Below are 16,343 nucleotides of genomic sequence, written 5' to 3' on the forward strand. Positions count from 1 at the left end.
GGCCGGGGACTGTCCATGAAAACAAGGCAGTGATCTTTACTTGTCTGGTAAGTTTGCGGTAAGATTATTCCCCAAAGAGGCCATTTACTCATTACTGTTTTCCGGTAAGTACACAACCTCCCGGTTAGCAGGTTTTAGCAGAAGCTCTAACCAAAAGGGCTTTTGACGATAGATCGTAAACGGCTCGACTTCTGGTTGGGCCTTTTTTACACGAATTGATTTTGAGGCAGTTCGTCACTTTTACGGGATAACTTGCGGTGGGTTTTTTGGGTATAGACTGTCATGGGTAGAGATAATCAATCGCATCAAAGCTGGCTGCGGCATCACATCGACTCGCTTCAGGAACATATCGACAACTTCGGGCAGATTTTGTCCACGCTAAGTAATGAATTGGAGGTTGCCAAGGACTCACAACACCTGAACTCTAAATCGGTGCTGATTCCCTATTATAAGACCACCATCGAAAACCAGAAAAAGGCGCTGGAACGATTGGAATCCCTCAAACAGCAGGCTGTAGACCACTTAGAACGCCTTGAAAAGAGCCGCAGATAGACTCTTTTCCTGTCGGTTTGGGAGTGATGCGGCAACCCGCTGATGAATTCAATCGCATCGGGCAGGAGTGGACCATTGACTCATTAGATTTCGGTTGTTTCAGTCAATTCGCTTTTCCGATTGTCTACCCTAGCAGTGTTTCAAACAACGGTATCCGTTACCACTTGGTGCGGCTTAGGAGTAAACCGTGTGGTTATTCCTTTGATCTTCTGCGCGTTTGACGAGTTTCACTGAGTCCACGGAGATAGCGGCTCATTGGTTTGCTTTGCATGAAAAAAGAGCCTCAATATATTGTAGTCATCGGTGCTTCAGCGGGCGGGTTTACTGCTTTAATAGAACTGATAAGTCAGCTGAAGCCTGAGCTGGACGCGGCCTTTTTTATTGTTTTGCATTTGTCGGCGAAAAGCATCAGCGGTTTTCTGGCTCAAAAGCTTCAAGAGCATACCAAGCTTAAATGCATTCTGGCCATGGACGGTCTGCCTATTCAAAAGGGATATGTTTACGTGGCCGTACCGAATCACCACCTGATTATAAGTCGGGAGGAAGTAAAACTGGGGCACGGACCCAGCGAAAACCGCTGGCGCCCTTCCATTGATCTGTTGTTTCGTTCGGCAGCGGCCCATTATTCCACCCGGGTGATCGGGGTCGTGCTGACGGGCCTGCTAAATGATGGAACCAGTGGAATGGGATCCATTAAATGATCTGGAGGGACGACCATCGTTCAGGACCCCAAGGAAGAAGGTTATAAAGTAGTCAGGCCCTGACGAATGTTTTCTAGTTTATAAACATTCATCAGGGCCAACTTTCTGTATTCATCAAAGGTCTGATGCTACTTCGTTACCATAACCCGCTTTGACTCACTGTAGTCTTCTTTCTTTAGCTGAAAGAAATAAACTCCCTCAGCCTGTTGACTCAAATCAATCGTCTCCTGGTATTGCTGCCCGGTACCAATGACTGTATTTTGCCAGATCACTCTTCCCAGCACATCCACTACGGATAGTTGGGCTGTCTGTTGATGGCCGATTGTAAACGTGGCTGTTAGTTTACCGGTTGTGGGGATTGGGAAAACCTTCAGTTCCCAATCCGTTTTTCTTTCGCTACTTACAGCTAACCGACGCGGTGATGCACAAGTCAACGTCTTGGGGGAGTTGGTCAGCAGCAGGCTGGAGCCCTTCACCCGCACACTCAGGGCATGGGCCTTGCCATCCTTGAGGCTGCTGGGGGTGGGCAGGCTGAAGACATAGTTGCCCGTGCTGCTGGCCCCCAGGGTCTTGAGGCTTTCGCGGTAGCCATTAGCCGTGGCGGTAGCCAGCACGGTGGTGCCCTCCAGCAACTCAACGGTCTGGCTGGCGGCAGGGTTGTTCTTGTCCCAGACAAAGCCACCAATGGTGTTGCAGGTGGCTGATTCGAGGTAGCCCACATAGTCGTTGACCGCACAGGTCAACGTCTTGGGGGAGTTGGTCAGCAGCAGGCTGGAGCCCTTCACCCGCACACTCAGGGCATGGGCCTTGCCATCCTTGAGGCTGCTGGGGGTGGGCAGGCTGAAGACATAGTTGCCCGTGCTGCTGGCCCCCAGGGTCTTGAGGCTTTCGCGGTAGCCATTAGCCGTGGCGGTAGCCAGCACGGTGGTGCCTTCCAGCAACTCAACGGTCTGGCTGGCGGCAGGGTTGTTCTTGTCCCAGACAAAGCCACCAATGGTGTTGCAGGTGGCTGATTCGAGGTAGCCCACATAGTCGTTGACCGCACAGGTCAACGTCTTGGGGGAGTTGGTCAGCAGCAGGCTGGAGCCCTTCACCCGCACACTCAGGGCATGGGCCTTACCATCCTTGAGGCTGCTGGGGGTGGGCAGGCTGAAGACATAGTTGCCTGTGCTGCTGGCCCCCAGGGTCTTGAGGCTTTCGCGGTAGCCATTAGCCGTGGCGGTAGCCAGCACGGTGGTGCCCTCCAGCAACTCAACGGTCTGGCTGGCGGCAGGGTTGTTCTTGTCCCAGACAAAGCCACCAATGGTGTTGCAGGTGGCTGATTCGAGGTAGCCCACATAGTCGTTGACCGCACAGGTCAACGTCTTGGGGGAGTTGGTCAGCAGCAGGCTGGAGCCCTTCACCCGCACACTCAGGGCATGGGCCTTGCTATCCTTGAGGCTGCTGGGGGTGGGCAGGCTGAAGACATAGTTGCCCGTGCTGCTGGCCCCCAGGGTCTTGAGGCTTTCGCGGTAGCCATTAGCCGTGGCGGTAGCCAGCACGGTGGTGCCCTCCAGCAACTCAACGGTCTGGCTGGCGGCAGGGTTGTTCTTGTCCCAGACAAAGCCACCAATGGTGTTGCAGGTGGCTGATTCGAGGTAGCCCACATAGTCGTTGACCGCACAGGTCAACGTCTTGGGGGAGTTGGTCAGCAGCAGGCTGGAGCCCTTCACCCGCACACTCAGGGCATGGGCCTTACCATCCTTGAGGCTGCTGGGGGTGGGCAGGCTGAAGACATAGTTGCCTGTGCTGCTGGCCCCCAGGGTCTTGAGGCTTTCGCGGTAGCCATTAGCCGTGGCGGTAGCCAGCACGGTGGTGCCCTCCAGCAGCTCAACGGTCTGGCTGGCGGCAGGGTTGTTCTTGTCCCAGACAAAGCCACCAATGGTGTTGCAGGTGGCTGATTCGAGGTAGCCCACATAGTCGTTGACCGCACAGGTCAACGTCTTGGGGGAGTTGGTCAGCAGCAGGCTGGAGCCCTTCACCCGCACACTCAGGGCATGGGCCTTGCTATCCTTGAGGCTGCTGGGGGTGGGCAGGCTGAAGACATAGTTGCCCGTGCTGCTGGCCCCCAGGGTCTTGAGGCTTTCGCGGTAGCCATTAGCCGTGGCGGTAGCCAGCACGGTGGTGCCCTCCAGCAACTCAACGGTCTGGCTGGCGGCAGGGTTGTTCTTGTCCCAGACAAAGCCACCAATGGTGTTGCAGGTGGCTGATTCGAGGTAGCCCACATAGTCGTTGACCGCACAGGTCAACGTCTTGGGGGAGTTGGTCAGCAGCAGGCTGGAGCCCTTCACCCGCACACTCAGGGCATGGGCCTTACCATCCTTGAGGCTGCTGGGGGTGGGCAGGCTGAAGACATAGTTGCCTGTGCTGCTGGCCCCCAGGGTCTTGAGGCTTTCGCGGTAGCCATTAGCCGTGGCGGTAGCCAGCACGGTGGTGCCTTCCAGCAGCTCAACGGTCTGGCTGGCGGCAGGGTTGTTCTTGTCCCAGACAAAGCCACCAATGGTGTTGCAGGTGACGGATTCAAGGTAACCCACATAGTCTGGTACTGGACAGTTTATAGACTTGGGTGAGTTGGGCAGGGTATAAGAAATATTTTGTATCCGTACGCCCAGTTGGTGCGCTTTGCCATCTCTCAACTGGACCGGTATTGGCAACCGGAATCCGTACTGGCCTGTCCCCGTACCCGCCTGTTGCAAGTCTGCTCGGTATTGGTTGGCAGTGCTGCTGGCGTGCACCGTGTTGCCTTCGATTAACTCAACAGTCTGAGCAATCGCAGGGGCATTCTTGTCCCACACCCAACCCGTGACTTCTACACAGTTGGCCATTTCCAGGTTACCACTGTATCCGCAGTTGATGACTTGATTAGCACCGTCGAGGATGTAGTGGCTGCCTTTGACCCGAACACTCACCTGATGGGACTGTCCATCAATTAGACTGGTGGGTAAGGGTAAGCCAAATCCATACTTTCCTGTCCCTATACCGGCCTGTTGCAAGTCGGGCCGGGACTGATCGGCCAGGGCGGTTGCGTGTACCGTGTTGCCTTCCATGATTTCGACGGTCAAGGTTGAACTAGGGTAATTTTTATCCCAGATCCAGCCCTGAATTTGGGCACAACTCACTTTCTCTAATTTCCCGTTGTAACTGGCTGGCAGGTTGGCTGAAGTGCGGGACGCCAGGGTATAAACGCTGTACGTATTGGGCACAATTCGTTCAACGGTAGTAATCGAACCGGAAGTTAATGTACTTTCTCCACCTAAGAGCGCTACTGGGTCAACCAAGGAAGAAATAGCTTCCCAGCGTGAATTGGCGGGGTTCCAGCCTGCAATGCTTAACAGGGCTAACTGGGCTTGAGTCAATTCCGAAACAGCGCTCGTTTGGTTCCAGGTTAAAGTCAGTTGCGTAGCGTTCGTGCCTTTGATGTGCCAAAATTCGGTGGGGCTGATCTGTGCAAGAATGCCCTCTTTATTCAGAAGTGCGAATGGCGCTCCGGTGGGGTTCGACGCCGTAGCCGGATTTTGCTGATAGTAAGCCCCCAACGTACCATCGGCGTGGGCACCGAAGGGACGGTATTGTCCCTGATGCCCGACCGGGAAGACGAATGGTGCATTGCCATTTTGCTTTACGTAGCCATCAATGTGGTTGGTGTTGCTAATGGCGCTGAGCTTAAAGGTTGCCGGAAAACTAACTACACCCAGGGGAGCGGAGCGATCAGTGAAAATAATGCCACCCGTTTGTCCATATCCCAGACAGGAGATGCTTATCAATAAACAGCTCAAAAAGAGTTGTTTGTAATTTTTTTTCATAGTTCAAACGTTAGCAGGCAACTGATGGCAAACAAACCCAAGTCTTACACCGCAGGGTGGATTTACGGGTTTGAATTGCCAACAATGCCCGCGTGTGTTAATTGGTCATACGGACATTGTAATCACCTAAAAACTTCAATTCTCCGCCAGCTTTGACCGATATGTTTTTGGCGATGATGTTTTGCCCTACTTCCACAACATGCCCCGTGTTGATCTGCACAATGTCTTTTGAAGTAGGCACCCGTCCGTTCGACCAGATCTCGGGGTTTGGCCAGGCACCGGAACCAACCGTGTGAACAGTATCCGAGAAGAGCGACGTAGTATTGAAGTTTTTAAATAAAAGAGCATCGGTTTTGGTTTTTTGCGTTCCAAACCAATCATTTAGAATATCAGAATAGACCCGTCTGAAATCGATTTGCATTTTAATATCCCGATTGGTTTCCTTGGCCGAGGGCGAAGCCGGTAGTAACCCATTAACAAGGTCAGGATTGACGCCGATGAGCTGCCTTTTTACGCCCGTTCCGAAGACAAACATTGGCGCGCCAATACCGTGATCGGTTCCTTTGGAGGCATTGGAGTTCGCCCGGCGACCGAAGTCAGAAAAAGTCATTCCCAAGACTTTATCTTCAGTGCCCTGCAGTTTTAAGTCGTTCTGAAAAGCGGCAATGGCGTCGGATAGTTTCTTTAAAAGTTCGGCATGTGATCCTTCCAGGCTGCTGGTTCCGATTTGGTTGGCGTGGGTATCAAAACCGCCCAGTTCTACGTAGTATATTTTTGAGCGTAAGCCACCATGAATCAGACGGGCAACGATTTGTAAGCGCTCGCCCAGTTCGTTCGCTGACGGATAGGTCGCCAAATTTTTTCCGGCATCGGCTGCCGCCTTGATTTCCGAGGCATAGTCTACGGACAAGGCTTGTTGCTTACGAATAAAAGCCACGAGCTCACCAGCGTCGCAACAGGGCAGATCCTGCTGCGGAGCGGTGTTCGCTGACCCAATAAGCTGATAAAACGAACTGGGGTCTTGTAGGGTAACTCCCATTGACTGCTGGTTACCCAGTAAAGCGGTCGTACCGATCTGGCCGATCTGAACAGCCAACGGATCTTCCATTTCACTGTTCGGATAATTTTCCGGATAATTTGGAAAGCGGTCCGACAGGTAACGGCCTGCCCAGCCGGATGTTGAATATTGCGAGGCATCTACCCCCGTCATCCAGATGTCGGTGGAACGATAATGGGACAAATCCGGATTGGGGTAGGAAACGGAATTGACAATCGCCAGTTTTCCCTCATTATACAGATCGCGCAGGCCCGTCATGGCGGGGTGCAGACCCGTCTCTGGTGTTCCGGCGAGCGGTAAAACTTTGTTTTCAGGAATAGAAATGTTGCTTCTTAACTGGTTGTATGCTGAATAGTGTTCCAGAGGGATAACGGTGTTAAGACCGTCGTTTCCTCCTCCCAAATAAACGATGACTAGGATTCGGTCGTTGTTTAAGGCCGCAGTCGTTTTCAAGGATTGGACCAGGGCTGAGTTTTTCGTAAAAGATTTTACCGGAAATTTTCCCAACATGACCGGTACCATAATCGATGAAGAAGCTTTAAGGAAATCTCGTCTTTTCATATCGGTTATGTATTATATAAATACTGTAATTTTCTTAGTTTGATAATCGGGTACATTCTTACGTCGCAGCGGATTTATTCTGAACGGCTGATGGCAGATGGATTAAAAGAGTTGATATTCCGCCATTCTGAACATGTATTTCAACAAAGCCCGGCACCGCCACAAAATCGTGTTTTGCTTCGTTGTATCGGTCGGATTGGATCGATACGCGTTCCACTCTCTGATCCAGGTCGTTCGGGCGCTGCTGTTCATCATCATGATGGAATCAATCAAAAAATCTTTCTGAGTTTGAGATAACTCAACCGCAAAGAAGTTCTTCGAAAACTCCGCCAGCACCTCTTCGCAGGTAATGGCTGGCGTACCGGAGACATCATCGAAGCCGGATTGAATTGACCTGAGCCGGGCCAGAACATCAATTCCTAATTTATAATCTGGTTTGATCTGCAAGTAGGGATTGACCAGCGCATCGGTACGACTAGCCCGTAGCCCCAGTGTCGTACCATTAATCCAGTTTTTAGAATAACCGGTCTGGTAGTACGGAATGGATCCAAAAACGGAAGGCTGATTCAGAAAATTGAGTTGCATGGCCGTCATGCCAGAACTCAAAAAATTCATCATGGTGCGGAAAGGAGCATACTCCTTTGTACTATCCGGTACGGGCTGATTGAACAGCCGAAGCGTTCCAATCATGAATTCAGCCGGCGATTTTACAATAGCGCCAATATTTCGGTTGTCGAAGAATATATTACTGGTTAACAGCTTTTTGAGTACAGGAGCGATTGCGTAGTTGTTGTCTGGGCTGGCAAAAAACGCAGCCAACGGAATGACGACCTGATCTTCAATTTCCTGGGTCACGTTGGGGTTAACATACCAGCGGTATAGCTTCCGGCAAATAAATTTAGGGGTCTCCGGATGGCTCAGCATCATAGTTACCAGATCGGTTAATTCAGCATCGCCCGCCGTGGCCCCACTGCGCCCGGTAATCGTTGTGTTGTTGTATTTGGAGGAAAAGAGTTTGTCGGAAGTGTCATGCCGGTCAGGGTTGAAAACTGCTCCTACACCTATTGTTCCTGTTTTTCTGTGGTTGTTAACCTGCCATCCGGTCAATACCTGAGCAGCGGCTTTAACATCCTGTTCGGTGTAATTATAGTTTCCGGCAAAATCCTTCTGGCCTACTGTAAACAGCTCCTGTAGCTCACGACCGTAATTTTCGTTGGGTTGTTCTTTGCTGTTATCCTTTCCATTCAGGAACACGAGCATGGCCGGATCTTTGGTGATTCCGGTAACCAGGTTTCTAAAGTTACCCAATGCATTGTCCCGTAAAAACCGCAGGTACTGATCTGTGCAGCGGTAATCGACCACTTCCCGATGGGCCGTCACAAAGTGATTCTGCCAGAACGCGGTCAGTTTTTCCAAAACGGAAGGACGACCAATTTGCTCAGTCATCAGGCCAATCCACCAGTATTGAATATAAGAAGAGTAACTAGAGGACCGGTCTTCGCTATAGGGTTTGGTCAAAAAGGGCTGCCCGGAATCCGCCCGGCCTTCTTCCAGTTCGACAGGCGGTGGTGGCGTTGCCCGATAAGACGCATTTGAAACTAAAAGTTCAACTGCTTGTGCGGCCGTCTTGCCGGTAAAGTCATTAATTTCTTCGTGAGTGGGTCCGAAGGTGGCTCTTCTTAATAGATGGGCGGCAGCGGCAGTTGTTAATGGTTTTGAGTAAGAATCTAAAAGGGCCATGAAACTTGGCTGAAGCGTTGATGAATTATGGTTATCGGTTGTTGTTGTTTGGAAGAGTAGATGACCCTATCAAACAACAATGTAACTGTTGATTAACAAATGTTTATTTATTGTTATTTGTTGACTAATTAAAGGCAAAAAATATGCCATAACGTATAGCATAGACCTAAATAGGAATGTAGAAATGAGACTGTGTGCGATTCATTGAAGAGCACGGGGAGCAAGCTTTTCAAATAGCTGAAAGGTGTTGTTGCGTCATGGTGAACCTGACGTTTATGGTGCCAATTCTATGGCACTCGATACTTGAGGTGCTTCTTTTATCAACTAACTTCTCGCTTAGCGGCTGGATAAGACACTGCGGCTCTTCTGTGGTAAAAGCCAATTGCTTTTAGGTATCTACAAACCCATACGTCTAATGTCTTTACCGCTGGGCAACTTAAAGCACCGCAAAAGACGGAGTAGGTGACATATCAAGTTAGTTCAGAAGGGAGCCAAGCTTTGCCCTGTGGTGAAGAGTTTCAATCCTCTTTAACTCAGTTGGTTAAAAGGACAACATTTTGGCCACAAATGGAGTGTAAAAGGGATTACTTCTAGCGGTAGATAAACCATAGTTTTACCCAAAAACAAAAAAGCACTTACCGTTTCTGATAAGTGCTTGATTTTCAACGTGGGAGTTGACGGGTTCGAACCGCCGACCCTCTGCTTGTAAGGCGGTGTGAAGTGTCTTTGAATAGATTGTTGTTGTTTGTTTAATATATTGAAAATCAATCAATTGATAGGTATATTTTTGTTGTTACTTATTGTGGATATAGCTTAATTTGTTATATTTGTTTTACCTAACGCTTTACCTAAAAGCGGGTAAAACACAATGGCAAGAACGACCGAACACAAAGAAGGCAAAGCTACCGTAAAGATTATCTACCGTGTTGATAAGACTCTTAAAGACGGGTCACATCCTTTTTGGATACGCATCACCAAGAACCGCAAAAGCACCTACATTGCAACCGGCTTAAGTCTACATCCTAAATACTGGAATGAAAAAGCGACCGGCTATAAAGAAGCTATTCGCCGTAAATATCCTGAACCAGTCCGTGAAGAGCTATTGGTCAAATTAAAGCAATGGGAAGATAAATATGTCAACGGTGAAAAAGAACTTGCAAACACAGATGAGGTTTACGACTCAAAAGATGTTGCTTCCAAAGTAGCTGAAGGCCGGAATCAAACCCGTCGTATCGGGTTACTGGCTTATATTGATGAGTTGGTAACCGGAATGGTAGCCGCCAAACAGACGGGTAATAGCATTATCTACCGTGATTTGAGAAACCAGCTTGCCGACTTTTTGACCGATGAATATAAAAGCCGTGGTGCTGACCTGCCCTTTATTGAGGTAACAGTACGGTTTTGTAATCAATTAGAGACTTTCTTCCGGCAGCGGGGCAACTCTGACACTACCTTAAGCAATCGTTTTAGAACATTGAGGGCTGTGCTAAATAAAGCAATTGCTGAAGGGGTAGCCAAAGCCGAACATTATCCCTTTGCCCGTAACGTATCTGAAAAGCACAAATTCAGTATCGGCAAATTTGATACCTCAACCCAAAAACGGGCCATCAACCGGGATGATGTACGGAAGCTGGAAGCTTACCAACCTGTCGGAACGGCTACGGGAGCTTGGTCTAGTCAAAAGAACACTGCTGAAGTGGAGCGCCTTCAACTGGCTAAAAACGTATTTCTATTTTCTTTCTATTGTGGAGGGATCAACTTTGTTGACCTGGCAAAACTTCGTTGGTGCAACATCAGCGTGGAAGCAGATGGAAATTTGCGGCTATCCTACATACGCCAAAAAACAGGCGGGAAGTTTGCCGTTAAGCTGCTGCCTCCAGCGGTTGCTATTGTTGAGTCTTACCGCTCTTTCACTTTTAATACTCTTGATAGTTACATTTTTCCGATATTAGAGACAACGGCACACATTACGGAAGTGCAGATCAATAACCGGCTTCATAAGGTTTTGGGGCAGGTGAATAAGGAATTGAAGACGCTTGCTGGCCGTGCCGGAATCAATACACCATTGACCACTTATGTGGCCCGTCACTCCTTTGCTACTACGTTAAAACAGAAAGGAACCGCAACGGCGGTGATCAGTCAAGCAATGGGACATAAGACAGAGGCCGTTACCGCTGTCTATTTGGATTCGTTTGCGTCAGAGATTGTAGATTCAGCTTATGATTCTCTGTTGTAATAACTTTAAATTAAGCTATATCAAGGTTATAAAAACAGAAAAATAAGTTTCACAAAACTTATTTAATGAGGTATGCGCTTACGGGCATATTTTATTTTCAAAAAATATTCAATAATATACACCCAAAGATAAGTAAGATAGGAAATATATAATTTAACTGGAATAGGATGGATATTATGCTAATTCACAAGTGTGAATACGGAAGTTAAGCCTATTGATAATCTATTATTAAGACCATTATTTTTTTTCTGTATATCTCCAAAGTCATTTGCCTGTAAGGTTAAACCAATAACAGGTACCCTAGTCCCGCTATTGTTATCCTTGGTTAAGAAAAAGGTGACTCCAAGGTCGACAATTCGCTTATCAATTGACGAGTCTTTTTTTAAGTAAACGCTAAAGCCAGGTTTTATATCACTGCCTCCATCTGCTGGAAGGTAAGAGTAGGCTACTCTAAATGGGTAGCTATCAAACTCTTTAAAGACACCTTCTTTTGCTTGAGTTATCTTTGCTCTAATACGTGTTACCTTCGAGGTTGAGTCGAAGTAAGTGGTTTGATCTCGAAGTTCAATAGAAGTTAAATCGTTATAATTGCTTCTTCTTTGATATCCATAAGAAATACTAAACAAATGCTCGCCATTTAATAACCCGTTGTAGCTTAGACTAAAAGAGAATGGATTGAAATTCCGAGTTTGAGTTTGGCTTTTGAAAATTGTATCTCCTTTGAACAATGTATACTTATTCGCTTCAACTCCTACATTAATGTTTAAGAAGTCGATAAATCTTCCCCTGCCTGCAAACAACTTAATCTTTGTATAAGCACCAGAGAAGTTAGCACCAACATTCAGCTTTCCAGCATTAACTAATGTTGCTATTCCATCAGTTGGCTTTGCCTTGACGCCAAGAGATAGAATTTTAGATGGAAGTGCCCCATCATCATCAGGGAATCCAAAGAAGAATCTTAATCCTAAACTTTGTTCGGTGGCATTAAAAGTACCAAATAATGACTGTTTATTGAGGTCAGTAGGGTTTAATACAATTGGGTCTCCTTGAGGAGATTCTAAAAGCACTTGAGAAAAGCTTATAGAACAATTGATTAATATGAATATTATAAGATATAAGTATTTCATTATATTATACAGGTATTTTAATGCTGTTTTTTCCTACTCCACCAGTAATTGTAGCTGAAAGAGGTACTTCAGCTTTATCGTCAATTTTGATAGTCATATCGGCCTTAGCTCCGTTTTTGCCTTGAATAAGTAATGCGACACTTAAGCTATCATCTTCAATTTGATAGTCAGGTAGCGATTTCTCGAATCGTTTTTTGCTTGAGTTAAACCTCCATCTTCCTCCCACCTTAAATACCTCTTCTAAGGTAACTTCATCATCTAATACTGCGCCGGTGAACTTGATTGTAAGCTCTAAATCAAATTCTTTCATAGTTTTTGATATTTTTGTTAAGTATGATATGAAATAAAAAGTTAGCAACCAAATTAACAATGGGAAAAACCCCTTTCTTAAGGAGAATGTAGAATTAAGCGATTCGTAAAGGAGTATTGATCTGTGAATGAGATAGTTATTGATGAATTCTATGCAAGGATGAAAAGGTTGACGCTCGGAAGAAAGTGCTTGCCGACACTGAATAACCTTTAAAAATAAGGCTGTGAAAGCTGAAATGACTCAATCATTGGTTTTGACTCTTGGATTGGGATACTGTAAATTAATCTGGCACTTGCTAAATTAGGGTAAGGTAGCTTGGCAAAAAACTCTTTACTGCTAAGTTGATTGGTTATTAATTGAATCAATTGATTGAAAAGATAGATAAAAGTGCTGTGCATCACAGAAGTTTAATGCATATTCTGCCCGAATCGTATGAATGGAGGTGTTAAATTATCTTTAGGGTTGACTATTATACTACCTAATTAGAACATTTGCCTAGGATGTAGGACGATTTTGTCAATGGCCTCAGCCTAACTCTAACGGCAGCAGATACACAAATGAAAAAATGGTTTGATATTACTGACAGTGATGGTATAAAGAAGTCCTTACGAGAAGATATACGAAAGCGAGGTATGGCTTTTTATGATGGGGATCCGGAAAAGGGAGGAAAGAGAATACCCCGTTCAGAATCGCCATTATGGAATGACCTTGTTGAGATACTAACCGAAGTAACGGGTAAGCCGTATGTGCCTACTGGAAATGTAGAAAAAATGAAAGATGTTAGGGCGGAACTATATCTTAAGCATCTTAAAGAGGCTGTTGATAGGAGGAAATGGAATGCGAACTTAGAGGGTGATAGGCAGTTTATTAATGATTTCCGCCAACACTGGCTTGAAGAAGAGGCTAAAAATATTGATCGGTGGAAGGCCGAGATCCCTTCGGATAGACCAGAGGAAATTATTGAAATTGAAAAATACTTTAAAATTGTCAATGATGAACTTGTCACTATTCGGGAAGGCACTCCATATAAAACATATAATCAGTGTACTTCAAAAACCTTCAGAGCCGACCTGCTAGAATTATGCCCTAAATGCCCTCATTTTGAATCAATCCGAACTAAGATTCAAGATCAAATAGTATTTCAGGCAAGGCAGAACAAGGATATTCTTACTGAAAAACAATTTGATGAATATCTTGATGCTGAAATAAAGAATGCTCAAGAGGCAATGACGAAAACCCACCTATTTGAACTCCAGAGTGAAAGTAAAGAAGATCCATATCGTTCAGGAAGAATATTGAGTTTTATCTGGAATAAAGAGAGAATCAAGGCGCTGAATAGCTTTAAGATTGAAATAGAATCGAAAACGACTATGGCAGAGGAAAAGAACTCAGATAAAATTCAGACGTGGGAGAATAGATTGCGTGATTTCATTTATCAGGCGACTCGTTATTCTATTGATTCTGTTTATGCTGAAGTAAGGCCAGGATTCAAATTTTCGGTATACTTCCAAGATCATGTTACATCAGCCAGGACATTATATGAAGAATTTAGATTTGCTTTGAAGAATGAGTTAGGAAAGCTGGCGAATCCAAATTTTTATGGGATTGATTTGAAAGACAGGTTTTTACCCATGATTAACCAGTATAGAGAATGGTATGGAAAGAATAAAGCTGAAACCGAGAGATTTGGAGAATATAATCCTTACGCTTCAATGCTGAATGTGATTGAAAGTACTGAGAATGAAATATTAAAATACTTCCCTCCGCAAACGGATAATAAGAATAGTACTATTGAAAGTCAGCTATTAACGGAAAGAGAACGAGTTTTAATTCACTGTTACCAACAGAAACCAGCAATTGTTAGGGGGCAAACAGGGTATGCCGACTATATGAAATTTGCCCGCCCTGGTGACCGGATACGTTATCCGAATGATTCCGAAAGAAAAGCTAACTCACTAATTCGGTCAATCGAAAAAATATTGCCCTACCTTACCGAGACGGAGAAGAAACAAGCTCAGAGCGAAATAGAAACGATTCGCGCTAATTTCCGTAACTAGGTATAACCGGTTACACACTTGGACCCCGAATAACCTTGCTACCGTCAAACCAAACGACGGTAAGCAATGAACAATCCATTTGAGCCGATCAACGCCCGGCTGAATAATTTGGAAGCGTTGACATTAGAAGTTCTTCAGCTACTGCGGAGTCCCAATCAGTCTGCATCTGACCAAATCGGCGGCATAGAGCTAGCTGCACAGATTACCCGCCTGAGCAAAGCCCGTATCTACACACTTGTATCGGAAAGGGCTATTCCCCACAAGAAACGCGGAAACCGGCTTTACTTCAACCGCACCGAGCTAATAGCCTGGGTAGAGCAGGGAAACCGGCAGGAGAGAGGAGGGCTGGAATCGTGACCGCCTTTCAACACCTCAACGCCCTGGCCGACCAACACAAGGCCGCTAGACACCCCAGCTTTCCGGCTAAATACACACCATCAAGCAAGTACAGTGACCGCGACGCCAATGGTTTGACGCGGTGCATTGTGGATTACCTCAACTTATCAGGCCATTTTGGCACCCGCCTTGCCAGTACGGGAACCTACCGCGCCGACCTGCAAAAGTTTGTCCATTCTCAACAACGGGCTGGATTACCGGATGTGTTTGGAGTGGTTGACGGTCGAGCCGTTTTTGTCGAAGTGAAAGTTGGAAAAGACCGGCTTTCCGATGTGCAAAAACAAACCATTCATCAGCTTGAGCAAGCCGGAGCCTGGGTGTATGTGGCTGATAGCTTTCAGGGATTTTACGACTGGTTCAAAGTCGAATTTCTAACCCCGCCTTTTTGAATCCCTCCACTAACTAACAGGGCCGATACCCCGCAGCATCGGCCCTGTTCAAAACTTTTCTGAAATGCCTATAGAACAGAATAAAGATACGAAAAAGCCGCCAATTTTCAACATGACTGATGAGGAGTTGGCCCAAACCGCTGACATTCCCTTTACGGCAGAAGAACAAGAACCTGCACAGCAGCAACCCGAAGCAAAAACACCTCTTTTAGAGCGGTTGTTAGCTAAAGAACAGGCTTTGGCAGAAGCTGCTACTAAATCCGTGGTGTTTAGCCCTCCGCTGATTAGCCGGGACGAACTAGGAATTATTGGGCGTGGTACGGTCAATATTATTCAGGGGGCTTTTGGCTCACATAAATCCCGGTTTGCTGAATTATTAGCTTCTCTAATGCTAACGGCCAACGAGATCAGCGACCCCAAATTTTTGGGTTTCGTTCGCGCACCCCTGGAGCGGTTTTGCGTCTGTTACATTGATACCGAACGCAACCAGAAAGAAGAACTCCCCTTTGCCATTCAGGGGATCAAACAACGGGCGGGCTATCAGTTAGACGAAATGCCAAAGGAGTTTCGGGTTACTTCCATCAAAGGAGAAAAACGCAGCGACCGGTTCAAAGCTATCGAAACGTTTATCCATAACGTTCGCAAAAATGCCTCTTTGCATTTGTTCTGCCTGATTGATGTTGTCACCGATGCCATTGGAGATTTCAACGATCCCAAAGAATCCATGACATTATTCGATTTTTTAGGCAACCTCTGTGATAATTACGACGCGACGTTTCTTTTAGTCATTCATCAGAACCCCGGCACCGAAAAAGCCAGAGGGCATACTGGAACAGAAGCCGCCAACAAAGCCAGTACGGTTTTTCAGATTGGGATTGAGAAAGATGCCAACAGCAACGACACGGACTTGATTAAGCTTCGTTATCTCAAACTGCGTTACGGGAAAAAACCTGAACCCCTGTATTTGCAATTCAGCAAAGAATGGAACGGGCTGCGGTTAGCGGACACGGATGCTATCGCCAGTCATATGAACTACCGAAAATATAAAGCCGACGCTGAGGATATTGCCGACCGCCTGACGAGTTTATTGGCTGATGGTCCTATGACAAAAGGAGAGGTGATTAAAACGTTGGAAGCGGAGTTTGGGGCCAAAAATGCCACGATTAGAGAACGCCTGAGACAAGTGATCACCGAGCAGCCCTTTATGACCGACGAACAGGGCGTCTCCGTGAAATTGGGCGAATACCGGGAAGGCAAACAGCAGTTCTACCGTCTGGAGCCTTTGGAGGAAGTCCAGGAGGCCGAAAGCGCCGATTAACGTTAGTGCTAACTGCTAAACCCCTTTTAGGGCTGCTGGCAGTTAGCACTAAACTCT

12 protein-coding genes are annotated in these 16,343 nt (G+C 46.7%); 7 read left to right on the plus strand and 5 right to left on the minus strand.

Going from position 1 to position 16,343, the window contains the following annotated elements; genetic code table 11:
* The first annotated feature begins 282 nt into the window (after window positions 1–282).
* Together OQ371_RS13705 and OQ371_RS13710 are read left to right on the plus strand one after the other, a co-directional pair.
* Window positions 283–552 (plus strand): hypothetical protein, encoded by a 270-nt coding sequence (locus OQ371_RS13705; protein WP_265988530.1) that lies wholly within the window; start codon window positions 283–285, stop codon window positions 550–552.
* 269 nt (window positions 553–821) lie between these two features.
* The gene (locus OQ371_RS13710) at window positions 822–1,253 is read left to right on the plus strand and encodes a chemotaxis protein CheB (RefSeq protein ID WP_265988531.1); all 432 of its coding nucleotides are present in this window, start codon (window positions 822–824) and stop codon (window positions 1,251–1,253) included.
* A gap of 128 nt (window positions 1,254–1,381) precedes the next feature.
* Here OQ371_RS13710 and OQ371_RS13715 read toward each other — a convergent pair whose 3' ends face one another.
* The 3 genes from OQ371_RS13715 to OQ371_RS13725 all read right to left on the minus strand — a co-directional run bounded on the left by OQ371_RS13715 (window position 1,382) and on the right by OQ371_RS13725 (window position 8,453).
* Window positions 1,382–5,095, minus strand: coding sequence for a T9SS type A sorting domain-containing protein (locus tag OQ371_RS13715; RefSeq protein ID WP_265988533.1), 3,714 nt, complete (start codon window positions 5,093–5,095; stop codon window positions 1,382–1,384).
* 97 nt (window positions 5,096–5,192) lie between these two features.
* Entirely contained in the window at window positions 5,193–6,713 is a 1,521-nt protein-coding gene (locus tag OQ371_RS13720) for a DUF1501 domain-containing protein (protein WP_265988534.1), read from the minus strand.
* Window positions 6,714–6,815: 102 nt separating this feature from the next.
* The gene (locus OQ371_RS13725; RefSeq protein ID WP_265988536.1) at window positions 6,816–8,453 is read right to left on the minus strand and encodes a DUF1800 domain-containing protein; all 1,638 of its coding nucleotides are present in this window, start codon (window positions 8,451–8,453) and stop codon (window positions 6,816–6,818) included.
* Between the two features lie 868 nt (window positions 8,454–9,321).
* Here OQ371_RS13725 and OQ371_RS13730 point away from each other — a divergent pair.
* Entirely contained in the window at window positions 9,322–10,689 is a 1,368-nt protein-coding gene (locus tag OQ371_RS13730) for a site-specific integrase (RefSeq protein WP_265988537.1), read from the plus strand.
* A gap of 179 nt (window positions 10,690–10,868) precedes the next feature.
* Here OQ371_RS13730 and OQ371_RS13735 read toward each other — a convergent pair whose 3' ends face one another.
* Window positions 10,869–11,816, minus strand: coding sequence for a hypothetical protein (locus OQ371_RS13735; protein WP_265988539.1), 948 nt, complete (start codon window positions 11,814–11,816; stop codon window positions 10,869–10,871).
* 4 nt (window positions 11,817–11,820) lie between these two features.
* On the minus strand, window positions 11,821–12,126 hold the full coding sequence (locus tag OQ371_RS13740; RefSeq protein WP_265988541.1) for a hypothetical protein: 306 nt from the start codon (window positions 12,124–12,126) through the stop codon (window positions 11,821–11,823).
* A gap of 557 nt (window positions 12,127–12,683) precedes the next feature.
* Here OQ371_RS13740 and OQ371_RS13745 point away from each other — a divergent pair.
* The 4 genes from OQ371_RS13745 (at window position 12,684) to OQ371_RS13760 (ending at window position 16,286) form a co-directional block, all read left to right on the plus strand.
* Complete coding sequence (locus OQ371_RS13745; protein ID WP_265988542.1) at window positions 12,684–14,183, plus strand: hypothetical protein; 1,500 nt, start codon at window positions 12,684–12,686, stop codon at window positions 14,181–14,183.
* Window positions 14,184–14,249: 66 nt separating this feature from the next.
* Window positions 14,250–14,540 (plus strand): helix-turn-helix domain-containing protein, encoded by a 291-nt coding sequence (locus OQ371_RS13750; RefSeq protein ID WP_265988543.1) that lies wholly within the window; start codon window positions 14,250–14,252, stop codon window positions 14,538–14,540.
* Window positions 14,537–14,968, plus strand: coding sequence for a VRR-NUC domain-containing protein (locus tag OQ371_RS13755; RefSeq protein ID WP_265988545.1), 432 nt, complete (start codon window positions 14,537–14,539; stop codon window positions 14,966–14,968). Before OQ371_RS13750 ends, OQ371_RS13755 begins: the two co-directional genes overlap by 4 nt.
* A 64-nt stretch (window positions 14,969–15,032) precedes the next feature.
* A complete protein-coding gene (locus tag OQ371_RS13760) occupies window positions 15,033–16,286 on the plus strand; it encodes a hypothetical protein (RefSeq protein ID WP_265988547.1) in 1,254 nt (417 codons plus the stop codon).
* The last annotated feature ends 57 nt before the right edge of the window (window positions 16,287–16,343 follow it).

This window comes from Larkinella insperata (assembly GCF_026248825.1).
Classification (GTDB): domain Bacteria; phylum Bacteroidota; class Bacteroidia; order Cytophagales; family Spirosomataceae; genus Larkinella; species Larkinella insperata.